14 protein-coding genes and 1 tRNA gene are annotated in these 20896 nt (G+C 41.4%); 13 read left to right on the top strand and 2 right to left on the bottom strand.

Features of this window, described 5'->3' with window-relative positions:
- Window position 1: 1 nt before the first annotated feature.
- The 4 genes from AC2CZC_RS04305 (at window position 2) to lpxC (ending at window position 4289) form a co-directional block, all read left to right on the top strand.
- On the top strand, window positions 2-781 hold the full coding sequence (locus tag AC2CZC_RS04305) for a cell division protein FtsQ/DivIB (RefSeq protein WP_063361413.1): 780 nt from the start codon (window positions 2-4) through the stop codon (window positions 779-781).
- On the top strand, window positions 778-2010 hold the full coding sequence (gene ftsA, locus AC2CZC_RS04300; protein ID WP_039608215.1) for a cell division protein FtsA: 1233 nt from the start codon (window positions 778-780) through the stop codon (window positions 2008-2010). The genes AC2CZC_RS04305 and ftsA overlap by 4 nt, the downstream gene beginning before the upstream one ends.
- 21 nt (window positions 2011-2031) lie before the next feature.
- Complete coding sequence (gene ftsZ / locus AC2CZC_RS04295) at window positions 2032-3288, top strand: cell division protein FtsZ (RefSeq protein ID WP_063361414.1); 1257 nt, start codon at window positions 2032-2034, stop codon at window positions 3286-3288.
- Between the two features lie 77 nt (window positions 3289-3365).
- Complete coding sequence (gene lpxC, locus AC2CZC_RS04290) at window positions 3366-4289, top strand: UDP-3-O-acyl-N-acetylglucosamine deacetylase (RefSeq protein ID WP_063361415.1); 924 nt, start codon at window positions 3366-3368, stop codon at window positions 4287-4289.
- Window positions 4290-4340: 51 nt separating this feature from the next.
- Here the strand turns inward: lpxC and AC2CZC_RS04285 are convergent, their stop codons facing one another.
- Window positions 4341-4814, bottom strand: coding sequence for a DUF721 domain-containing protein (locus tag AC2CZC_RS04285; RefSeq protein WP_484583957.1), 474 nt, complete (start codon window positions 4812-4814; stop codon window positions 4341-4343).
- Between the two features lie 482 nt (window positions 4815-5296).
- On the opposite strand from AC2CZC_RS04285, the gene secA reads away from it, so the two are divergent.
- The 5 genes from secA (at window position 5297) to nagP (ending at window position 14975) form a co-directional block, all read left to right on the top strand.
- Entirely contained in the window at window positions 5297-8005 is a 2709-nt protein-coding gene (secA, locus tag AC2CZC_RS04280; RefSeq protein WP_484583956.1) for a preprotein translocase subunit SecA, read from the top strand.
- 62 nt (window positions 8006-8067) lie between these two features.
- Window positions 8068-8463 (top strand): 8-oxo-dGTP diphosphatase MutT, encoded by a 396-nt coding sequence (mutT, locus tag AC2CZC_RS04275; protein ID WP_484583955.1) that lies wholly within the window; start codon window positions 8068-8070, stop codon window positions 8461-8463.
- Window positions 8464-8550: 87 nt separating this feature from the next.
- A complete protein-coding gene (locus AC2CZC_RS04270; RefSeq protein WP_484583954.1) occupies window positions 8551-10614 on the top strand; it encodes a M13 family metallopeptidase in 2064 nt (687 codons plus the stop codon).
- A 268-nt stretch (window positions 10615-10882) separates the two neighbouring features.
- On the top strand, window positions 10883-13480 hold the full coding sequence (locus tag AC2CZC_RS04265) for a family 20 glycosylhydrolase (protein WP_484583953.1): 2598 nt from the start codon (window positions 10883-10885) through the stop codon (window positions 13478-13480).
- Window positions 13481-13688: 208 nt separating this feature from the next.
- Window positions 13689-14975, top strand: coding sequence for an N-acetylglucosamine MFS transporter NagP (gene nagP, locus AC2CZC_RS04260; protein WP_484583952.1), 1287 nt, complete (start codon window positions 13689-13691; stop codon window positions 14973-14975).
- Window positions 14976-15267: 292 nt separating this feature from the next.
- Here nagP and AC2CZC_RS04255 read toward each other — a convergent pair.
- Window positions 15268-15343 (bottom strand) — tRNA-His (locus AC2CZC_RS04255).
- Window positions 15344-15527: 184 nt separating this feature from the next.
- Between AC2CZC_RS04255 and AC2CZC_RS04250 the strand changes: the two genes are divergently transcribed.
- The 4 genes from AC2CZC_RS04250 (at window position 15528) to AC2CZC_RS04235 (ending at window position 20845) form a co-directional block, all read left to right on the top strand.
- Window positions 15528-16343, top strand: a complete 816-nt coding sequence (locus tag AC2CZC_RS04250) for a mechanosensitive ion channel domain-containing protein (RefSeq protein WP_484583951.1) — start codon at window positions 15528-15530, stop codon at window positions 16341-16343.
- Window positions 16344-16363: 20 nt separating this feature from the next.
- Window positions 16364-17164, top strand: a complete 801-nt coding sequence (locus tag AC2CZC_RS04245) for a DUF481 domain-containing protein (RefSeq protein WP_484583950.1) — start codon at window positions 16364-16366, stop codon at window positions 17162-17164.
- Between the two features lie 123 nt (window positions 17165-17287).
- Window positions 17288-19909 (top strand): polysaccharide biosynthesis/export family protein, encoded by a 2622-nt coding sequence (locus AC2CZC_RS04240; protein WP_484583949.1) that lies wholly within the window; start codon window positions 17288-17290, stop codon window positions 19907-19909.
- Between the two features lie 36 nt (window positions 19910-19945).
- Complete coding sequence (locus AC2CZC_RS04235; protein ID WP_484583948.1) at window positions 19946-20845, top strand: Wzz/FepE/Etk N-terminal domain-containing protein; 900 nt, start codon at window positions 19946-19948, stop codon at window positions 20843-20845.
- The last annotated feature ends 51 nt before the right edge of the window (window positions 20846-20896 follow it).

Genomic DNA, 20896 nt, shown 5'->3' with positions numbered 1-20896 from the left:
TATGCGCGCAAATATGAAAAAAGCGTTTACTGCGTTAAAAAGCCTGAATTGGCCACGCGCATTAGGAGTTAGCTTTTTTCTAGGCGTTGTATTGATGTTAGTGCAAAGTGTTTATTGGGTAAGTGATTGGCTGGTTGAGCACAGAGACGCACAAATTAAGACATTAACTGTGTTAGGAGATCCTCTTTACACCGAGGAGAGAGACATTGTTAATGCGATAAAAAAAACGGATTTAACCAGCTTTTTTCAATTGAATGTAAAAGCTGTTCAAGCTGCTGTGAGAGACTTACCTTGGGTTGCAAGTGTATCTGTACGTAAACAGTGGCCTGATACAATACAAGTTTATGTGGTAGAACATAAACCAGTTGCCTATTGGAATAGTGACTCCCTGTTAAATACAAATGGTACACTATTCCAAGCAGACAGTAATAAGTTGTCTGCGAGTTTACCTCAGCTCTATGGACCCGAGGGAAGCGAAGGTGAAGCTTGGGAAACGTTTTTACAATTAAAAGAGATGCTAGCGGTTAATTCATTTGAGTTAACCAGTTTGGCTTTATCTGAGCGCTTTGCTTGGCAGTTGTGGTTAAAAAATGGCATCAAGCTGAATTTAGGTAGAGAAGAAAAAGCCAAAAGAGTGCAAAGATTCATAGATGTGTATCCGTTGTTAAAAAGACCTGACGGAGCACTGCTTGATGTGATTGATTTGCGTTATGATACAGGGCTGGCGGTGAGCTGGAGATACCCTCAGGTACAAGAGAAAAAAGAAAAGAGTAAAGCATGACCAAGTCAGCAGAAAGAAACTTAGTGATAGGGCTTGATGTCGGCACTGCAAAAGTAGTGGCTACCGTCGGTGAGATCACATCTGATAATCAATTAAGTATTGTTGGCGTCGGCAACCAAGTTGCACACGGTATGGATAAAGGTGGTGTAAATGACCTTAACCTAGTATCTGACTCAATTAAGCGAGCGATTGATGAAGCTGAATTAATGGCCGATTGCAGGATCAGTTCAGTGTATTTGGGAATATCTGGTAAACATATTCAGTGTCAAAATGAGAGTGGTGTTGTTGCGATTAACAATGCAGAAGTGACAGATGATGATATTGCTAACGTGATCCATATTGCACGCTCTGTCCCAATCTCTGCAGAACGTAAAATGCTGCACTCTTTACCCCAAGAATACAGCATTGATATGCAAGAAGGAATTAAAAACCCACTCGGTATGAGCGGCGTGAGGATGGAAGCCAAAGCACATATCATTACTTGTTCAAATGATATGGCTAAAAATATCGAAAAATGTGTTGAACGATGCGGTTTAGAAGTTGATCAACTGACTTTTACAGCTTTAGCCTCCTGTTATTCAGTTTTAACTGAGGATGAAAAAGAGCTGGGTGCTGCCGTGGTTGATATCGGTGGTGGCACGATGGATATCGCGATTTATGTCAATGGTGCGTTACGTCACACCGCGGTGATCCCGGTTGCAGGCAATCAGGTTACTGGTGATATTGCAAAAATTTTTAGAACACCGCTCTCACATGCTGAGTCTTTGAAGGTACAATACGCATTTGCGAGCAGTCAAATGGCCAGTGTTGAGGAAACCATTGAAGTACCTAGTGTGGGGGGAAGACCTTCACGCATCATGTCGCGACATACATTGTCGGAAGTGGTTGAGCCAAGATTTAGAGAGCTATTTGAATTAGTTCAAGAAGAAATTCGCCGTTCAGGGTTTGAAGACCAAATTGCGGCTGGGGTTGTCATGACAGGTGGCAGCGCCAAAATGAAAGGGGCACTGGAAGTGGCAGAAGACATATTTCAGATGCCTGTAAGGATAGGAAAACCTGTTGGGATCACGGGATTAACAGATTATGTTGATGATCCGGCATATGCAACAGCGGTAGGTTTGTTACAATATGGCCGAACGCTGCAAGCCAAAAATGCACAAAAGGCGAAGGTAGATGCCGAAGATGGTTGGTGGAGCCGAGTAACTAAATGGTTCCAAGGTGAGTTTTAAAGCTCAAGTCGGAGAGTGAAGATGTTTGATATTATGGAGCAACACGGCGAAGAAGCCGTAATAAAAGTAATTGGTGTTGGCGGCGGCGGCGGTAACGCTGTTGAGCACATGGTAAAACAAGAAATTGAAGGTGTGCGCTTCATCGTCGCAAATACTGACGCACAAGCACTGAGAAAGTCATCAGCGGACGTAACAGTACAGTTAGGTACGCAAATTACACAAGGCTTAGGTGCAGGTGCAAACCCTGAAGTGGGCAAGAGTGCAGCTGAAGAAGATGTTGAAACAATCAAGGCAAGCCTTGAAGGTGCAGACATGGTCTTTATCGCAGCAGGTATGGGCGGCGGTACAGGTACAGGCGCTGCGCCTGTCGTTGCGCGTGTTGCGAAAGAATTAGGTATTTTGACTGTTGCTGTTGTGACGCGTCCATTTGACTTGGAAGGTAAAAAACGCATGGCAGCGGCCGATCATGGCATTGGTGAGTTGTCTGAAATTGTAGACTCGCTTATTACAATTCCTAACAACAAGTTACTGAAAGTACTTGGCAAAGGCACTACATTATTAGACGCATTTGCAAAAGCGAATGATGTTCTGTACGGCGCGGTACAAGGTATTGCAGAATTAATTACGCGTTCAGGTCTGATTAATGTCGACTTTGCTGATGTAAGAACAGTGATGTCGGCCATGGGCACTGCGATGATGGGGACGGCTGCGGCATCAGGCCCTGATAGAGCGCAAGAAGCAGCAGAGGCAGCAATCTCAAGTCCATTACTTGAAGATGTTGACCTGACCGGCGCTAAAGGGATCCTTGTAAATATCACAGCGGGTATGGACATCACTATCGAAGAATTTGAAGTGGTAGGTAATCACGTTAAAGCATTGGCATCTGAAAATGCGACAGTGGTGGTTGGTGCAGTGATTGACCCTGAAATGAGTGATGAGTTACGAGTGACTGTTGTTGCAACAGGCCTAGGTGGCGATCGCAAACCACAATTTGGCATAGTTGATAAAGGCATTCAAGGTCTTGCTGGTCAAGCGGCTACAGGCACGCATGGTCCAAGCCACACCAATGAAGACTTTGTTCCAAGTTTTGGTGGCGCAGGTAATAAACCTGTTGAAGCACAACCAACTAGTGATACCGCTGCTGGGTTTAATGTTGATACCAATACAGCTTCGGTAAAAGAAACGATTAAAACGGCTGAGCAACCAAAAGAGTCTGGTGAGAAAGAAAAAGGTGATTATTTCGATATTCCAGCGTTTTTGAGAAAACAGTCAGATTAGGATAAATATTGACCGATTGGCATGGGGTGTTAATTATGATACACTCCGCGGTCTATTAACTTAAAGTGGGCGAATATATGATTAAACAACGTACAATTGCTGAAGTTGTTAAAGCCACAGGTGTAGGTTTACACAAAGGTGAAAAGGTCACGATCACTCTCCGACCTGCGAGCGCAAATACGGGTATCGTGTTTCGTCGCGTAGATCTAGACCCTGTTGTCGATTTTGAGACAACCCCTGAAGCTGTGGGTGATACGCAATTATGTACTTGTTTAACAAACAAAGATGGTGTTCGTCTATCTACAACTGAGCATTTAATTGCGGCAGTTGCTGCTTTAGGTATCGATAATTTGATTGTTGAGCTCGATAGCGCCGAAGTACCAATTATGGACGGTAGTGCATTACCATTCATCTATTTGTTGCAAAAAGGCGGTATTGCCGAGCTAAATGTTGCCAAGCGTTTTATCCGTATTAAAGAGACGGTACGTGTTGAAGAGGGTGATAAGTGGGCTGAAATTGAACCATATGATGGTTTTCATATCGACTTTGAAATCGCTTTTGATCACCCAGCTATCAATGCCAGTCGCCAGCGTATTGGCTTAGACATTACAGCACAAAGCTTTACTGAAGAAATTAGCCGTGCACGTACTTTTGGTTTTATGAAAGACATTGAGTACATGCATGCGAACAATCTAGCACTTGGCGGTAGCATGGATAATGCGGTTGTGTTGGATGACTTCAAAGTGTTAAACCCTAACGGTTTACGTTATAAAGATGAGTTTGTTAAGCATAAGATTTTGGATTGTGTGGGCGACTTGTTTATGACGGGTCATAACATTTTGGGTAAAGTGACGTGTTATAAATCAGGTCATGGTTTGAATAATAAACTACTGCGTGAAGTAATGGCTAATGAGCACGCTTGGGAATGGGTGACCTTCGATGAACCTGTTACCATGCCAGCGCCAGGTTTGGAAGCTGCTCAACAGGTTACAGCAGGATAAGAAATGACGCGAAAGCGTCATTTCTTTTGTCTAATTGATAGTTTAAAGCCTCTATTTTTTTGCATGCTTTGCCAATTTTAACAGCCTTTCTTTTAGCCCATCTGGCGCAGATTCCGCGAGCATCGTTAATTGCTCAGCCGTTGATTCACTGAGTTTGTGTTGCTTCTCTGGTTTTGATTGTGGGCTCTTTTGACGTTGGGACAAACGTTGCTGGGCTTCTGGGTTTGTGGTGATTTTTACCTGACTGCAATCGTGAAACCCCGATTGTCTGAATTCGGAGAGGATTTCCATTTTCAAATAACCAAGGCGAGTTGCAAGCGTTGCAGAGGCTGCTTCAATACATAAAGTACCTTGGTGGTAATTTGATACTCGGCATTTCTTACTTAAAATGGGCCCGAGTGCTTTGTTCAACGGGGCTTGCAGCGCGGCAATATCTTGTGCTTTTTCCACGTAGTTAGATAGTTTGTTTGACCATTTCGGCGCAAGCTCAGAAAGTGATTTAGGATCAAATCTATTTTTCGCCATGTTGAGACTCCATAAAGACGACCAGAGTAACCACGTTTGATCACGTTATTACGTTCATAAATACTATTTTAGCACTGCGTACAGTCTACCTTATTTTTTGTATTTGGTATTGCTTCACTCGCTGTAAGCTCGCTTGAAACTGGCAAGAAAAGCACAGGTTATACATTCTACTTGAAGTTTCCCTGTGTTATCCCCATATCTGCATAATTACCAAACAATACCGTCATATCCGAAGGGTAATATTTAAGTGATCATATGCGTTATTACGTGTATTCTTGAAACGCCTTTGCGACAGACATGTTATTAAATAGGAACAGTTTTCGCTTAGGTGGTTTGCAGATGCGCATAGTCTGGTATGATAGGTAGAAAATTAACTCGGCACACAGCACAAATTCGACTTTGTCGCCAACAGGACTTAGTAAGCCTTTTGGGAATACGCGAATGCACGGGGCTTACAAACATAAGATTGAAATGGTTTAAACATGATAACTAAAATTTTTACCAAGATTTTTGGTAGCCGTAACGACCGGATGATCAAAAATTTACGCAAAACGGTCGCTTTAGTTAATGCTTTAGAAGAGCAGTATAGCAAGCTATCTGATGAAGAACTAAAAGCAAAAACAGCAGAGTTTAGACAAAGATTTGAGCAAGGATCCAGCTTAGACGAATTACTTCCTGAAGCATTCGCTACAGTTCGTGAGGCCTCAAAACGCGTCTTTGAAATGCGTCATTTTGACGTGCAGATGATAGGTGGTATGGTACTACATCAAGGCCGTATTTCTGAGATGCGTACAGGTGAAGGTAAAACGCTTACTGCGACCTTGCCTGCTTATCTGAATGGCTTGACGGGCAAAGGTGTCCATGTAATTACAGTAAACGATTATCTAGCGAAGCGTGACGCTGAAAATAATCGCCCACTATTTGAATTTTTAGGCTTAAGTGTTGGATGTAACATCCCAGGCATGATGCCAGCACAAAAGAAAGAAGCTTACGCAGCGGATATCACTTACGGCACAAATAATGAGTTTGGATTCGACTACTTACGTGACAATATGGCGTTTAGTATCGAAGAGCGTGTGCAACGTCCATTACACTATGCGGTTGTGGATGAAGTTGATTCAATCTTAATTGACGAAGCAAGAACACCGCTGATTATTTCAGGCCCCGCAGAAGATAGCTCTGAGCTATACACACAGATCAACAAAATCGTCCCTGAGCTTGTTCAGCAAGAGAAAGAAGACGAAGAGGGCGTAGAAGGCGACGGCGACTACACGATTGATGAGAAGTCAAAGCAAGCGCACTTAACAGAGCGTGGTCAAGTGAATGTTGAAGAGCTCCTCATTAAGCATGGTCTAATTGAAGAAGAAGATTCATTATACTCAGCAGGTAATATTACGCTGTTGAGCCATGTCTATGCGGCATTACGAGCGCATAAGCTATATCAAAAAGACGTTGATTACGTTGTAAAAGACAATGAAGTTATCATCGTAGATGAGCACACTGGTCGTACAATGGAAGGTCGTCGTTGGTCTGAAGGTTTGCACCAAGCTGTAGAAGCAAAAGAAGGTGTTCGCATTCAAAACGAAAACCAGACACTGGCTTCAATTACATTCCAGAACTACTTCCGTCTTTATGACAAACTATCAGGTATGACGGGTACTGCTGATACTGAAGCGTTTGAGTTCCAGTCAATCTACGGCCTTGATACTGTTGTTATTCCAACTAATAAGCCAATGATCCGTGACGATCGTGCTGATTTGGTTTATTTAACACAAGAAGAGAAGTTTGAAGCAATTCTGACAGACATCAGAGATTGTCAAAAGCGTGGTCAGCCTGTTTTGGTTGGTACTATCTCGATTGAAAGTTCTGAGTACTTATCTCACTTCTTACGTAAAGAAAAAATTGAGCACAACGTACTGAACGCTAAGTTCCATGCGCAAGAGGCAGACATTATCGCAGATGCAGGTCTGCCAGGTAATGTAACGATTGCAACCAATATGGCAGGTCGTGGTACAGATATCGTACTCGGCGGTAACTGGCAGAACGATATTGCAAAAATTGACAACCCAACAGACGCGCAGATCGAGCAAGCAAAAGCGAAATGGAAAGAGCTTCATGACAAAGTACTTGAGGCGGGTGGTCTGCATATCATTGGTACAGAGCGCCATGAATCTCGTCGTATAGATAACCAGTTACGTGGTCGTTCTGGTCGTCAGGGGGATGCAGGTTCGAGCCGTTTCTACTTGTCTATGGATGATGCGTTGATGCGTATTTTCGCTGGTGAGCGTATGACGACAATGATGCGCAAACTCGGTATGCAACGTGGTGAAGCCATTGAACACCCATGGGTAAACCGTGCGATTGAAAACGCGCAACGTAAAGTGGAAGCGCGCAACTTCGATATTCGTAAGCAGTTGCTTGAATATGATGATGTTGCTAACGATCAGCGTCGAGTCGTATACGAGCAGCGTAATGAGTTGCTTGAAGAAGGTGATATTTCAGAAACCGTGAATGCTATCCGTAGCGATGTGCTCAACGGCACTATTGATCGCTTTATTCCACCGCAAAGCTTGGCTGAGATGTGGGATATTCCTGGCCTTGAAGAGCGTTTGAAGTCTGATCTAATGTTAGACTTACCAATTGCTAAGTGGCTTGAAGACGATAGTAAACTATACGAAGAATCACTGCGCGAACGCATTGTCGAAGAAGCTGAAAAGGCATACAAGCAAAAAGAAGAGCAAGTCGGTGTTGAGGTCCTTCGCCACTTCGAAAAAGCCGTTATGCTACAAAGCTTAGATCAGCATTGGAAAGATCACTTAGCTGCGATGGATCACCTCCGTCAAGGTATTCACCTGCGCGGTTATGCACAAAAGAATCCTAAGCAAGAGTACAAGCGAGAGTCATTTGAACTGTTTTCTAATATGTTAGAGACGTTGAAAGTGGATGTGGTTGGTATCTTAAGCAAAGTTCAAGTGCGTGCTGAAGAAGACGTTGAAAAAGTTGAAGAACAACATCGTCGCAGTGAGCAAATGCCAAGGCAGTATCAGCATGAAGAAGCTGAAACTGTTGGTGGTGAAGCACCTCAAGGTGCTGCAATTGCCGCAAGAGCTGAGCCTAAGGTAGGCCGTAACGAACCATGTCCTTGTGGCTCTGGTAAAAAATATAAGCAGTGCTGTGGCAAATTAAGCTAATTAGTACGCGCGCTATTTATTTAAAAGCGACCTCAGGTCGCTTTTTTTATGGGGTAAAAAAGATGAGTAAAAAAGTAGTTAATGTAGCTGTTGGTGTCATATTGAAGCAAGGTCAGTACTTTGTTTGTAAGCGCAGTGACGAGCAGCACCAAGGTGGCCTGTGGGAGTTTCCTGGTGGAAAAGTGGAAGCTGCTGAGAGTGTAGAACAAGCATTAGCAAGAGAGTTGGCTGAAGAAATTGGTATTAATGTTAAAGGCTCTACACATTTGCTGACGATTGAGCACGATTATGGTGATAAGCAAGTACGCTTAGTTGTTCATACAGTTGAGGATTTTACAGGAGAGGCCAAAGGGCTTGAAGGCCAACCTAGCCAATGGGTAGATTTTGAAACACTTCGCACACTTGATTTTCCTGCTGCTAATGTGGCTATTATTGATGCGTTAGCTGTACAAAAATAACCCGTTACAATTGTTTTCTTGCTTTAGATTCTAATCTAATGTGCTGCGAGGTATGATTCATATATGTATTAAAAGGAGCCGACATATATGCGCAAGACATTCGCAGCAATTGGTGTAGCTTTGGCACTTGGCCTTGCTGGCTGCAGTGAGCAGCCAAAAACTGAGAACACGAGTAAAGTTGTACAGCAACAAGTATTAAGTTCAGGCATTGAGCTTGAAAATATCGACCAATCAATTCGTCCTCAAGATGACTTCTACCGTTATGTGAATGGGAAGTGGTTGGATAGGACAGAGATCCCCGCTGACAAATCAAATTACGGCTCTTTCACAGAACTCCACGAAAAATCGCAAGCTGCACTAAAGGTTATTTTAGAAAATGCTGCTAAAGATGTTTCGGCCGAATCGGGTAGTGATGAATACAAACTAGGTGCGTTTTATAAAAGTTACACGGATGAATTAGCAAGAGAGGAAATTGGTGTTGCTGCAATGGAGGACTATCTGGCGCCGATAAAAGCGTTAACCAATAAATCCCAGTTGCCTGCACTGATTGCTAAATTACAACTTCAAGGCGGAACGACTCCTTTTTCTTGGTATGTTTATAACGATGCTAAGAACTCGACAGTCAATGCATTATATTTATTCCAATCTGGTCTGGGATTACCTGATCGTGACTTTTATTTGAAAGATACCGAGAAATTCAAAAATAACCGAGCTGCGTACCAAACCTATATCACCAATATCTTGTTTGAATTTGGATATGATGAAAAAGGCGCTGAGCAAGCTGCAAAAGATATACTCGCACTTGAGACACAGATCGCTCAAGCGCAGTGGACTCGCGTAGACAGTCGGGATGCATCTAAAACTTACAATAAGCTCACTGTAAGTGATTTGAATAAGCAAATGGCTGGATTTGATATCTCAGAGTACTTTGCTGTTTTAGGTGTTAACGTCGAAGATATCATCGTATCTCAGCCGTCGTATTTTACGCAGCTTTCTAACATCGTGAATAACACGGATATCGATGCGTGGCGTGCCTACCTCACGTTTCACTTGGTAAGTAATTATGCCGAGTTGCTTGAGCGTAAAATCGTTGACCTTCATTTTGGCTTTTATGGTAAAACGTTACGTGGACTTGAAGCACAATCCCCTATGTGGAAAAAAGCAGCGGATGCGAGCAACGATGTGTTGGGCGAACTACTGGGCAAAATTTACGTTAAAGAGCATTTTCCACCAGAAGCAAAAGCACGTATGAGCAAAATGGTCGATAATTTGATCCTTGGTTTTGACAAGTCGATTGATGACCTAGAGTGGATGAGTGCACAGACAAAAGCGGCCGCTAAAGCTAAACTGAAAAAATTTACGCCTAAAATTGGTTACCCTGATCAGTGGCGTGACTACTCAGCCCTTGAAATCAATGCGGATGATTTAGTGGGTAACTATGTTCGTTACAACGAATGGTCACATCGTTTAATGATCGAGGATTTAGGCAAACCTGTCGATCGTTCAAGATGGTACATGACGCCGCAAACGGTAAATGCCTATTATAATCCAGTAAATAATGAGATTGTATTCCCAGCTGCAATTTTGCAGCCACCATTTTTTAATTTAGATGCCGATGATGCGGTTAACTATGGTGCAATAGGTGCTGTAATAGGGCATGAAATTGGCCATGGGTTTGATGATCAAGGGGCTAAATATGATGGTGATGGCAATCTACGTAATTGGTGGACCGATAATGATTTATCGCAGTTTGAAGCAAGAGGCAAGCAACTAATTAATCAGTTTAATGGCTTTAAACCGTTTGACGACGTACATGTCAATGGCGAGCTTACACTGGGCGAAAATATTGGTGATTTAGGTGGTTTAACGGTTGCTTATCAAGCTTATAAATTATCACTTCAAGGTAAAGAAGCGCCATTAATTGATGGCTATACAGGTTCGCAACGTTTCTTTATGGGATGGGGTCAAATTTGGCGTCGAGAGTACCGTGAGGAAGATCTGAGAAATCGATTATTGACCGACTCACATTCGCCAAGTGAGTATCGCGTGATTGGTATTTTATCCAACATGCCACAATTCCATAATGCCTTTGATGTAAAGGAAGGTGACGGCATGTATAAAAAGCCAGAGGAAAGGGTAAAGATTTGGTGATCCTCAATTGAATGTGATTAGACCCGCTCATAGTTAATCTTGAGCGGGTTTTTTTGTGGAATAAACGGGCTTTTTGAAAATTTGATAGCGCTGTCATTTTTTCTTCTATATGATGAAAAGCTAACAATAAGTTGGTTAATGCTATTAATTTGGGCCACATATCTCCTAACGCTGCGCAATATCATAAATCGTATAATTCAGAATGCGTACCGCTTGAGAAAAGCTTTTGCTAAAATGTGGTTTCAAGGAATAGCCTTTAGGAGCTAATATGAATCTACGAAAAAATATGCTTGCGCATATGTTTGCAACGACGCTGGTCACTGCCTCGTGGGGCGCCAGTGCACTGCTTTCTCAACCTCAGCTAGACGCCTTTGCTAAAGATACACACCTCACTTTTGCTGTAGAAAATAACTTCCATGGTGCTGCTGGTAGTTTCATTGGCTCTATGTCATTAAAAAATAACTCTAATGTTGCTTTACCTAAGGGTGAAAGTGATTGGCAGATCTACATACACTCAGTTCGAAAAATTAAAACATTAGCCTCTGCAGGTTTGCGCATAGAGCATGTTAACGGTGATTTACATCGTTTTGTCCCAACCCCTGAATTTGCTGGATTAGCAGCAAATGAATCGCTGAAAATTGAGTTTGAAGCTGCGGCGTGGATTGCAGCATATACAGATTTTATGCCGCGAGCATTTATCGTATCGGGTCAATCACTACCAGTGATTTTCGCAAATACAGATACTGAAGATATGTTGTCATTTGTGGCGCCCATTGAGCGTGAAAATCAGCTTAAAAGGCACAATGAGCCACTAGACTACTCCCCACTGGCGAACGCTGCTTGGCGATATGAGCACAATGCCCATACTGTAAAAGTTGACAAAGAAGCGGCGCTAAAACGCATTATTCCTAAACCGCAAAATGTCGACTTTAATCGTGGCGTCGCGCAGTTAGATAACAAATGGCAGATTCGCTTTGCTGGGCGTTTGAAATCTGAAGTCGCTGTTTTCCAAGAGGACTTAAGCGAATTTGGTCTAACATTGGATGCAAAAGCAGATCATATTGCAGCAGGTAAAGTCCCGACGATTTTCTTAAAAGTTGAAGAGGAAGAAGGACGCTATACACGCCAATCGGGTAGCTACCAACTAGAAATTGACGACGATAAAATAGAGATTATCGGTGTTGATAACGCGGGTGTTTTCTACGGGATACAGAGCTTGCTAGCACTGTTGACGAAAGTGCAAGATGGCAGTGTAGAAGCACCTAACGTTGAAATTGACGATACGCCGAGATATGGCTGGCGTGGTATGCATTATGACAATGCACGAAACTACCATGGTAAAGAAGCCTTGTTTAAGCTTGTCGAGCAAATGGCGCGCTACAAGTTAAATAAATTCCACTGGCACTTTTCAGATGATGAAGGCTGGCGTTTAGAAATCCCAGGCTTACCCGAACTATCGGAAATTGGTGGATATCGCTGCTTTGATTTAGAAGAACGTACGTGTTTGTTAACTCAGCTTGGGACTGGTCCATTTAAGTCTGGTTCAGGCAATGGCTACTTATCACGTGAAGACTTTGTTAAGTTACTTAAATTTGCTAAAGCCAGACACATAGATATCATTCCTGAAATTGAAGGTCCGGGTCATGCCCGCGCAGCCATCAAAGCGATGGAAGCCAGATATCACAGATTAATGGAGCAAGGCAAAGAAGCGGAAGCGCGCGCTTTCCTATTGAGTGATCCTGAAGATAAGTCAGAATATTTAACGGTACAAAACTATACGGACAATTCATTCAATGTTTGTATGGACTCGACGTATGCGTTTGTCGAAAAGGTGACTTATGAATTGCAAGGCATGTATCGAGAGGCTGGTACACGCTTAGAGAATCTGCACTTTGGTGGTGACGAAGTGGGGGCGGGTTCTTGGACGCAATCGCCTGCATGTGATGCGCTATTTAAAGAGGCGAACAATGGCATTGCAGGGCCTGCGGATCTGAAACCTTACTTCACACAGCGCATCGCGAAAATCTTTGCTAAACGTGGGATCGCGCCAGGTGCTTGGGAAGATGGCCTGATGTATGACCGCGTGAACCCGTTTAAGCGAGATGAGTTCCCTAATCAAGTATTCACCGCTAACGTATGGGATAACATTTGGGAGTGGGGAGTAGCAGACAGGGCTTACCGTTTGGCCAATGATGGTTATCAGGTCGTGCTATCTCACGGTACACATTTATACTTTGACCATCCATACGAAGCACATCCAGCTGAACGTGGCTATTATTGGGCTGCAAGATATACAGATACTAAAAAAGCATTTAGCTATATGCCGGATGATGTCTATGCAAACGCAGATTTTACCCGTAATGGCGAAGCAATAGACAATTTAGAAGCGCTTGTTGGTCGACCGTTACCAAAGCTCGAAAAACCTGAAAATATCTTGGGTATGCAAGGGCAGGTATGGACTGAAACGATCCGTACTGAAGATCAGGTGATGGCAATGATGTTCCCACGTGTCTTGACCGTCGCTGAGCGTGCTTGGCATAAAGCAAGTTGGGAAGGTGAGCTGCCAAATGAAAAAGCACGCGCTGCTGACTGGCAAGAGTTTTCAGCAACACTGGCTTTAAAAGAGCTTAGTAGGCTAGTTACAGATGGTGTGAATGTGAACTTGCCTGTGCCAGGCGCGGTAATTAAAGATGGTCAGCTATTAGCTAACAGTGCATTTTCATTTTTGACGATTGAAGTAAGTCTGGATGCGGGTAAATCATGGCAGACCTATTCAGGTCCGATGACAGTGACTAACTCATCAGATGTCCGTTTGAGAACCACATTAGATGGTAAAAAGTACAGCCGTATTACAGGTTTAGAATAAACTAGCTGATAATTAAAAAATAAAATAGGGGCGTATGCCCCTTTTTTAAATCCAGTTTAGTATAATTTCTAACTAGAAATACGTGTAAAATTAACGTAAAGTTAAATGTCAGCGCTGTCATTTTTGGCGGGCATGACGATTAGATGGTGATATGTAAATCGAAAGCACCGTCAAAAAACAATAAACTTTTAACAACGAGTAAAAATTTATGGAAGCCACTGTGTCGAATTCAACACCTCGAAGCAACGCCATACCTTTGGCCATAGTTGCTGCTATGTTTTTTATTTTGGGTTTTGTGACTTGGTTAAATGGGTCACTGATGCCTTACTTGCAGCAGTTATTTGATCTTAGTTCAGTTCAAGCTTCATTAGTTTTGTTTTCTTTTTATATTTCGGTGACGATTACAGCAATCCCGTCGGCAAAAGTTATCAAGAAAATTGGTTACAAAAATGGTATGGCATTATCTGTTGCCATGATGATGGGTAGTGCTTTGTTGTACATTCCAGCAGCGAAAGCGCAGCTTTTCATCTTGTTTATTATTGCACAATTCACCATGGGTATTGCTCAAACGTTACTACAGACGGCAGTAAACCCATATATTGTTAGATTAGGCCCTGAAGAGTCAGCTGCGGCACGAGTCAGTTTGATGGGGATCCTAAATAAAACGGCAGGTGTGATAGCGCCAATCGTATTTACTGCATTAGTATTAGGTGGCTTTACTGAAGTTTCTGACACTGCACTAACGCAAACAGAAAAAGATGCAATGGCTCAAAACCTAATATTACCATACCTTGGGTTAGCAGCCTTTATTGGTTTGTTTGCTTTAGCAATTAAATTTTCTCCACTGCCTGAAATTACGGAAGAAGAAGAGTCTGGAGCAAAAGGCACTGTTAGAGAAGCGCTTGCTCATCCAAACCTAGCTTTGGGTGTTGTTGCACTATTTTTATATGTAGCTGTAGAAGTAATCGCAGGGGATACAATAGGCTCATTTGCGCTTGCTTTTGGCATGGACAATTACACGGTCATGACCTCATATACAATGGGCTTTATGGTATTTGGTTATGTCTTAGGTATTTTACTGATCCCTCGCATTATATCTCAACAAACTGCTTTAGCATCATCGGCTATTTTGGGGATGGTACTGTCTTTTGCGATTGCATTTTCAAATCCAGAAAGTACAATCAATGTAATATTTGCAGGTGAAATGCCGTTAGCAGTACTATTTTTAGCAATATGTGGTTTGGCAAATGCCATTATGTGGCCTGCAATCTGGCCTCTTGCACTATCAGGGCTTGGTAAATTGACTAGTGTTGGCTCTGGCCTGCTTGTTATGGGTATTGCTGGAGGTGCATTTGGTCCTTTATTCCTTGGTTTAGCTAAGGGACCTGAAGCGACAGTTGCGTCAAGCCAAAGTGCGTATTTAATTTTATTTCCTTGTTACATCTTTATTCTTTTCTATGCGTTGAAAGGTCACAAGATGAAAAGCTGGAAATAACTAAACAGAATTTCTATTTATAAGTAGAAATAATCCCGTGTGTAATGCCACCTAGTTTAGGTGGCATTTTTTTTGCGTAAACCAATAAACTGTAAGGTGCTTAGGTGCCTAGAAAAAAAACCGTAATCTAAAAATTAGTCTTCAGAATTATCAATCGAAAACAATGGGAAAGTAGGTCAAAGAAAATATAAGTGTATAAAAATCAGAGGATTATAAAGTTATAGAGTTTAAAAAGAGAATGGTTTTGGATTATTTTTGATAGCTTAAGTAAAGACACGAAATAAGAGGGAGATGGGGCGACTGATGGGGCTCGAACCCACGACAACCGGAATCACAATCCAGGGCTCTACCAACTGAGCTACAGCCGCCACAATGTTTCGTGTAACACCTCTTGGGTGTGGCGCGCATAATACAGCGTTTTTCTGATAATGCAAAGCCTTTTTTTATTTTTTTGTCTATTTTAGTTTGTTTGGGGAAAATCTCCACAAAATGTCTAATATTTATACCTGATGTAATTAATTATATTGATAACTCTCTGAAACAGGACGCTTTATGGACATCATACTAGATTGGTTCAATAACAATTCAGATTTAATTGTGCACTATGCGCTTCAGGCATTACTCGCTTTATTTATCTTTTTGATTGGGCTAAAAGTAACGCGCTTTCTATCTAACCTAACAGAAAAGGCCATTTGTAATCGCAAAGTGGATAAAGCAGTGGGTGTGTTTCTCGCAAATATTGTATATGCGTTAGGCTTTGTTGCGACATTACTCATGGCATTATCCCAAGTGGGTGTTGAGACTACCTCATTTATTGCCATTTTAGGTGCTGCTGGTCTTGCAGTCGGATTAGCATTACAAGGGTCGTTGTCTAACTTTGCTTCGGGCGTGTTAATTATTATATTGCGTCCATTTAAATCTGGTGATTACATAGATGCAGGTGGGAAATCTGGCAGCGTACGCAAAATAGAGATATTTTCGACCGAACTGATTACGCCAGACAATAAAGTCATTATAATACCTAATTCCTCTATTATGTCTGGGGCTATAGTAAACTATTCCCGGGAAAAGACGAGACGGATCGATTTAGTGATTGGGGTCGGTTACGAGTCAGATTTGAAAAGAACAAAGACAGTATTGGAGAGCGTTTTGAATGATGAAGCTCGTATATTGAAAGACCCTGATTATACTGTGGCAGTATTAGAACTAGGAGATTCCAGTGTGAACTTTGCCGTTAGGCCATGGGTTAACACAGGTGACTATTGGCCAACTTACTTTGATTTGCTAGAAAACATTAAAATTGCATTGGATGATGCAAATATTAGTATTCCGTATCCGCAAATGGATGTGCACTTACAAAAAAATTGAAAAATAAGGTTGATTTTAGAATGAAATTAAAATTGTTCTCTTTGTGTGCATTGATGACTATGTCATCACAACTCGCTGCAGAAGAAATTGTTGATAGTAACATCCCCCCAGAAGAAAAAGAGTGGGATATTACCAGCGAGGTCGGTGCCATTATTACTAGCGGCAATACGGAAACAACGACCCTCAAGGGGGAAATAAAAGCTAAGCACCATTTAGATAATTGGCGTAATGAATATAAGGTCGACGGTATTTTCAAAGAAGATGAAATCGAAAATGATGACGGCGAAAAAGTGAAAGAACGTACTAATGAAAAGTACTCTTTGTCAGTACAAGGTAATTACAAGCTAATAGAAAATCATAGCCATCTATTTATTTTCGGTTCTTATGACTCTGACTATTTTGGTGCGTATAGAAGTGAAGCTGTACTGTCAGTTGGTTACGGGCATAGATTGCTTAGTCGTTCAAACATGTACCTAGATTTTGAGATAGGTCCAGGTGTTAAGCGCTTTGAATACCAAGATGACAGTACAGAAATGAAAGATGGACAGCTTCTTGCCGGAGAAACTGAGAGTGAAGCGATTGGTGTTGCCAAGCTAGATTATGAGTGGGCTGTCTCTGAAAATGCAAAGTTTACGCAAGTCGTTGCGATTGAATATGGTGATACAAATACTAAGACAGAGTCAGAGACTGCCTTGATGACGAAAGTAAACGGCTCACTACAAATGAAAGTAGCATATAAAATTACAAACAACTCTGAGGTTGATGAAGGAAAAGAAAAAACGGATACAGAAACTTCATTGACGCTTGTTTACAGTTTTTAACCAAGCTGCTCGCTTTTTCACAAAGTTATGACAAAAAAAAGGGCTTAGGCCCTTTTTCTATTTCATAGTTATCGTGTAGAATGTGCAATCTTTTTTTGGTTATTAACTAACGGGATGCTGACTTTGATGTATTTTAAACATGTTTTAGCAATAGTTTTATTGGGCTTCGGTGCTTTTGCAAGCGCATTCACGCCTACTGCGCAGCAAATAGAACAGTTTAAAAAGTTGCCTAAAGCTCAGCAAGAATCTTTAGCTAAACAGTACGGTATAGATTTATCTAGTATTGGGATTAATGCTGAAACTCAGCAGCAAAGCTCTAAAGTTGAAAAAAAGAGCGTTTTGCCAAGAGCAAGCTCCACTAAAGTTAAGGGCGAAGATCCGTTAATGCCTAAAGAGCAAGAGCTTAAACCATTTGGTTATGAGCTGTTTGCGGGCGAGCCAACCAGTTTCGCACCGACAGAGCAGTTGTCTGTGCCTAATGATTATATTATCTCGAATGGTGACAGCCTATCAGTTAGCCTATATGGCAAAGAGGCTTCGACACATCTCGTTACTGTTGATAGGGAAGGTCGATTAAATATCCCTAACTTTTCGCCTATTTATGTGTCTGGTTTGACGTATGGAGAACTCAAAGAACTAATAGATAAGAAAATCTCTAGTGAAGCCATAGGCCTAAAAGTTTTCGTATCAATATCAGAGCTAAGAAGCTTAAGAGTGCTAGTTGTCGGTGAAGCCCACAAACCCGGTAGTTATTCATTATCACCTCTCTCTACTGTCACACACGCCTTATTCGCAAGTGGTGGTTTATCAGAGATAGCCTCTTTGAGAAACATCACAGTGAAAAGAAAAGGCAAAGTCATTACTAAATTAGATTTATATGACTTACTCTTGAACGGTGACAGCTCAGGAGATGTAACACTCCAATCTGGAGATGTTGTATTTATTCCATCTGTAGGTCCTCAGGTTTCAGTGGAAGGTTTTGTAAAACGACCTGCTATTTTTGAATTGCAAGAGGGTGAGACTGCAAACTCTTTAATCAATATGTTTGGTGGATTTAAAGAGAATGCATTTCTTGAGCAAGTGGAAGTGAAGCGTGTCATTGAACATGTCAAAAAGTCAGTTATTTCGGTCGATTTTACTAACGACAATACTGCTTACATTCCACAAGGTGGAGATTATATAAAGGTTAAAAGTGTCAGTAGTGAGGTTCTGGATTCTGTGACCTTGATTGGTGCGGTTTCACGACCAGGTTATTATGAATGGAAAAATGGTATTACGTTTGACCAGTTAGTCGGCAACGTGAAAACTGATTTACTTCCTCAAGCTGATTTAGATTACGCGCTTATTGTTAGAGAAACTTCGCTGACAAACGAAATAGAGGTTTTACAATTTTCTATAGTGGATGCTTTAAGTGCTAAAAACGTATCTTTAGAAAAAAATGATGAAGTTTTTGTATTTAGTCGTTTCAATGATTTAGAAAAAGAAGAAGCGGCACTTAAAAATTTAGCGCTTACAGCAAAAGAGCAGGAGCTTCAGGAAAAAGTTAAATTGTGGCATTTGTACGAGCGAAGACAGTTTGATCAAAAAGTGCTATTCAATATGGCTTTAAATGATGCTTTTCAAAGTGACATCGATGAAGAAATTGAATTGAACGCTGAGGAAAAAGTAACACCTACTGCTTTTGGAAGAGGTAGTTTGCTTGCTCCAATCATTGCTCAACTGGAATATCAAGCAACGGTCGGGAATTCGAAGGCCACATTTGAAATCGATGGTCAAGTCCGGTTTCCTGGGGTATTTCCTTTGGCAAAAGGTTTGAATGTGAAAAAAGCGATTACTGCAGCAGGTGGTTTGCTTGAATCTGCGTTCGTTGACTTTGCAGAAGTTACTAGAGTATCTCCGTCAGGTGAAGTCGAGTATATCAAGGTCTCTAATATTGATGACACACGCTTAAATGCTCCTGTTTTTCTACAAGGTCGAGATACATTAAATATTTTGATGCAGCCAAACTGGCAAGAGAGTTACAAGGTGCACTTGAAAGGAGAGGTTACCTTTCCTGGTACTTACACCATTAAGCGTGGTGATACATTACAACAAGTGCTAGCCAGAGCGGGTGGTATAACGGAGTTTGCTGAGCCAAAGGCTGCAATTTTTACTCGCGAAGCGATTAAAGAGCAAGAGCAAAAACAGTTGAGAAAATTGTCTGAGGATCTGAGAAAAGATATTGCTTCCAAGAGCTTTCAGAAATCAATTGGTTCAAATACATCTTTGACCTATGAAGAAACGAATAAATTACTAAATGACCTTGCTAGTGTTGAGGCCTTAGGTCGATTGGTCATAGATTTACCAAATATCATCAATGAACGAACAGAGTTAACTTTACAGGACGGTGATACTTTACACGTTCCTGGTCGCCAAGATTCGATTTCAATCATTGGTGAAGTTAACTACAGTTCATCTCATTTATTTAGAGAAGGTACTTCTATCGAAGAATATATCAACCTAAGTGGTGGTATGAGAGATCGAGCTGATGAAGACAAAGTTTATGTAATTAAAGCAAATGGAGCTGTATTTATTCCTAATAGAAGCAGCTGGTTTGCGGTTAATAATACCATCGAGCTTGAAGCCGGAGATACTATAGTTGTTCCGATGGATGCGTCGCACATGGATAGTTTGACCCTTTGGAGTACAGCAACGCAGATTTTCTATCAACTAGGTGTTGGTGTAGCAGCCATAGCTAGAATTTAAGCTTGGTTGTAGTAGTAGGTTATCGTGGAGAGTATTGTGAGTTTTGAGCGACAAGAAGAAACAGGCATTAAAGATGCTCTGATGTTTTTATGGGAAAATAAAATAGTTATTTTTCTTATTACGGGGCTGTTCGCAATTTCGTCTGTATTCTATGCAAAGAGTTTGCCTGATCTCTATGAAGCTAAGGCTTTACTTAAGCCACAGCTTGAGCAAAACATGAGTGGTGGTATGGCTTCTCAATTAGGTGGGTTAGCTGGCTTAGCAGGAATAAACTTGGGCAATAACGATGATAAATCTAAAGTTGCACTAGCATTACTACAATCACGTAGCTTCTTATTTTCAATAATAGAGAAGTACGAAATGACGCCTGACTTAATTGCTGCAGCTGGTTGGCATAAAGCGAGTAATACAGTGTTGTACGATGAAGATATGTACAACAAAGAAAAGAAACTGTGGCTTGAACAAAACCCTGAAAAATTAGAGAAGCTGATTTCTATTCAAAATGCTTATCGACACTTAATAGAGATCATGAATGTAGCTTCTAGTAAAGGCTCTAACATGGTGACTATATCAATAGAGCACTATTCCCCCTATGTTGCTAAGCACTGGGTTGATGTTCTCATCTACGAAATTAATCAAAAATTGAAAGATGATGATATAAAAGAATCACAAAAGAGTATCGAATTTTTAAAAGAAACTCTTTTAGAGTCAGAGTTAGCTACACTTGACTCCAAACTGTATACTTTAATGGAGCGTGAATATGAGGTAATTATGTTTGCTAACTCAAATGAAGAGTACTTTTTTAAGACAATTGATCCTGCTATTGTTGAAGATAAAAAGTCAGCCCCATCAAGAGCTCTTTTAGTCATTATTATAACTTTTTTAGGCAGTGTGCTATCGGTTGTATTCCTTCTCATTAGAAGAGCGTTTAAATAAACACTTTCTAATGATTTAATACTAAGCTTACTTTCAGTCTAAACTATATTG

It is taken from the genome of Pseudoalteromonas sp. MMG033, from assembly GCF_057197785.1.
The sequence above is the reverse complement of the archived record's forward strand: the minus strand, read 5'-3'. Positions and strand labels throughout refer to the sequence as shown.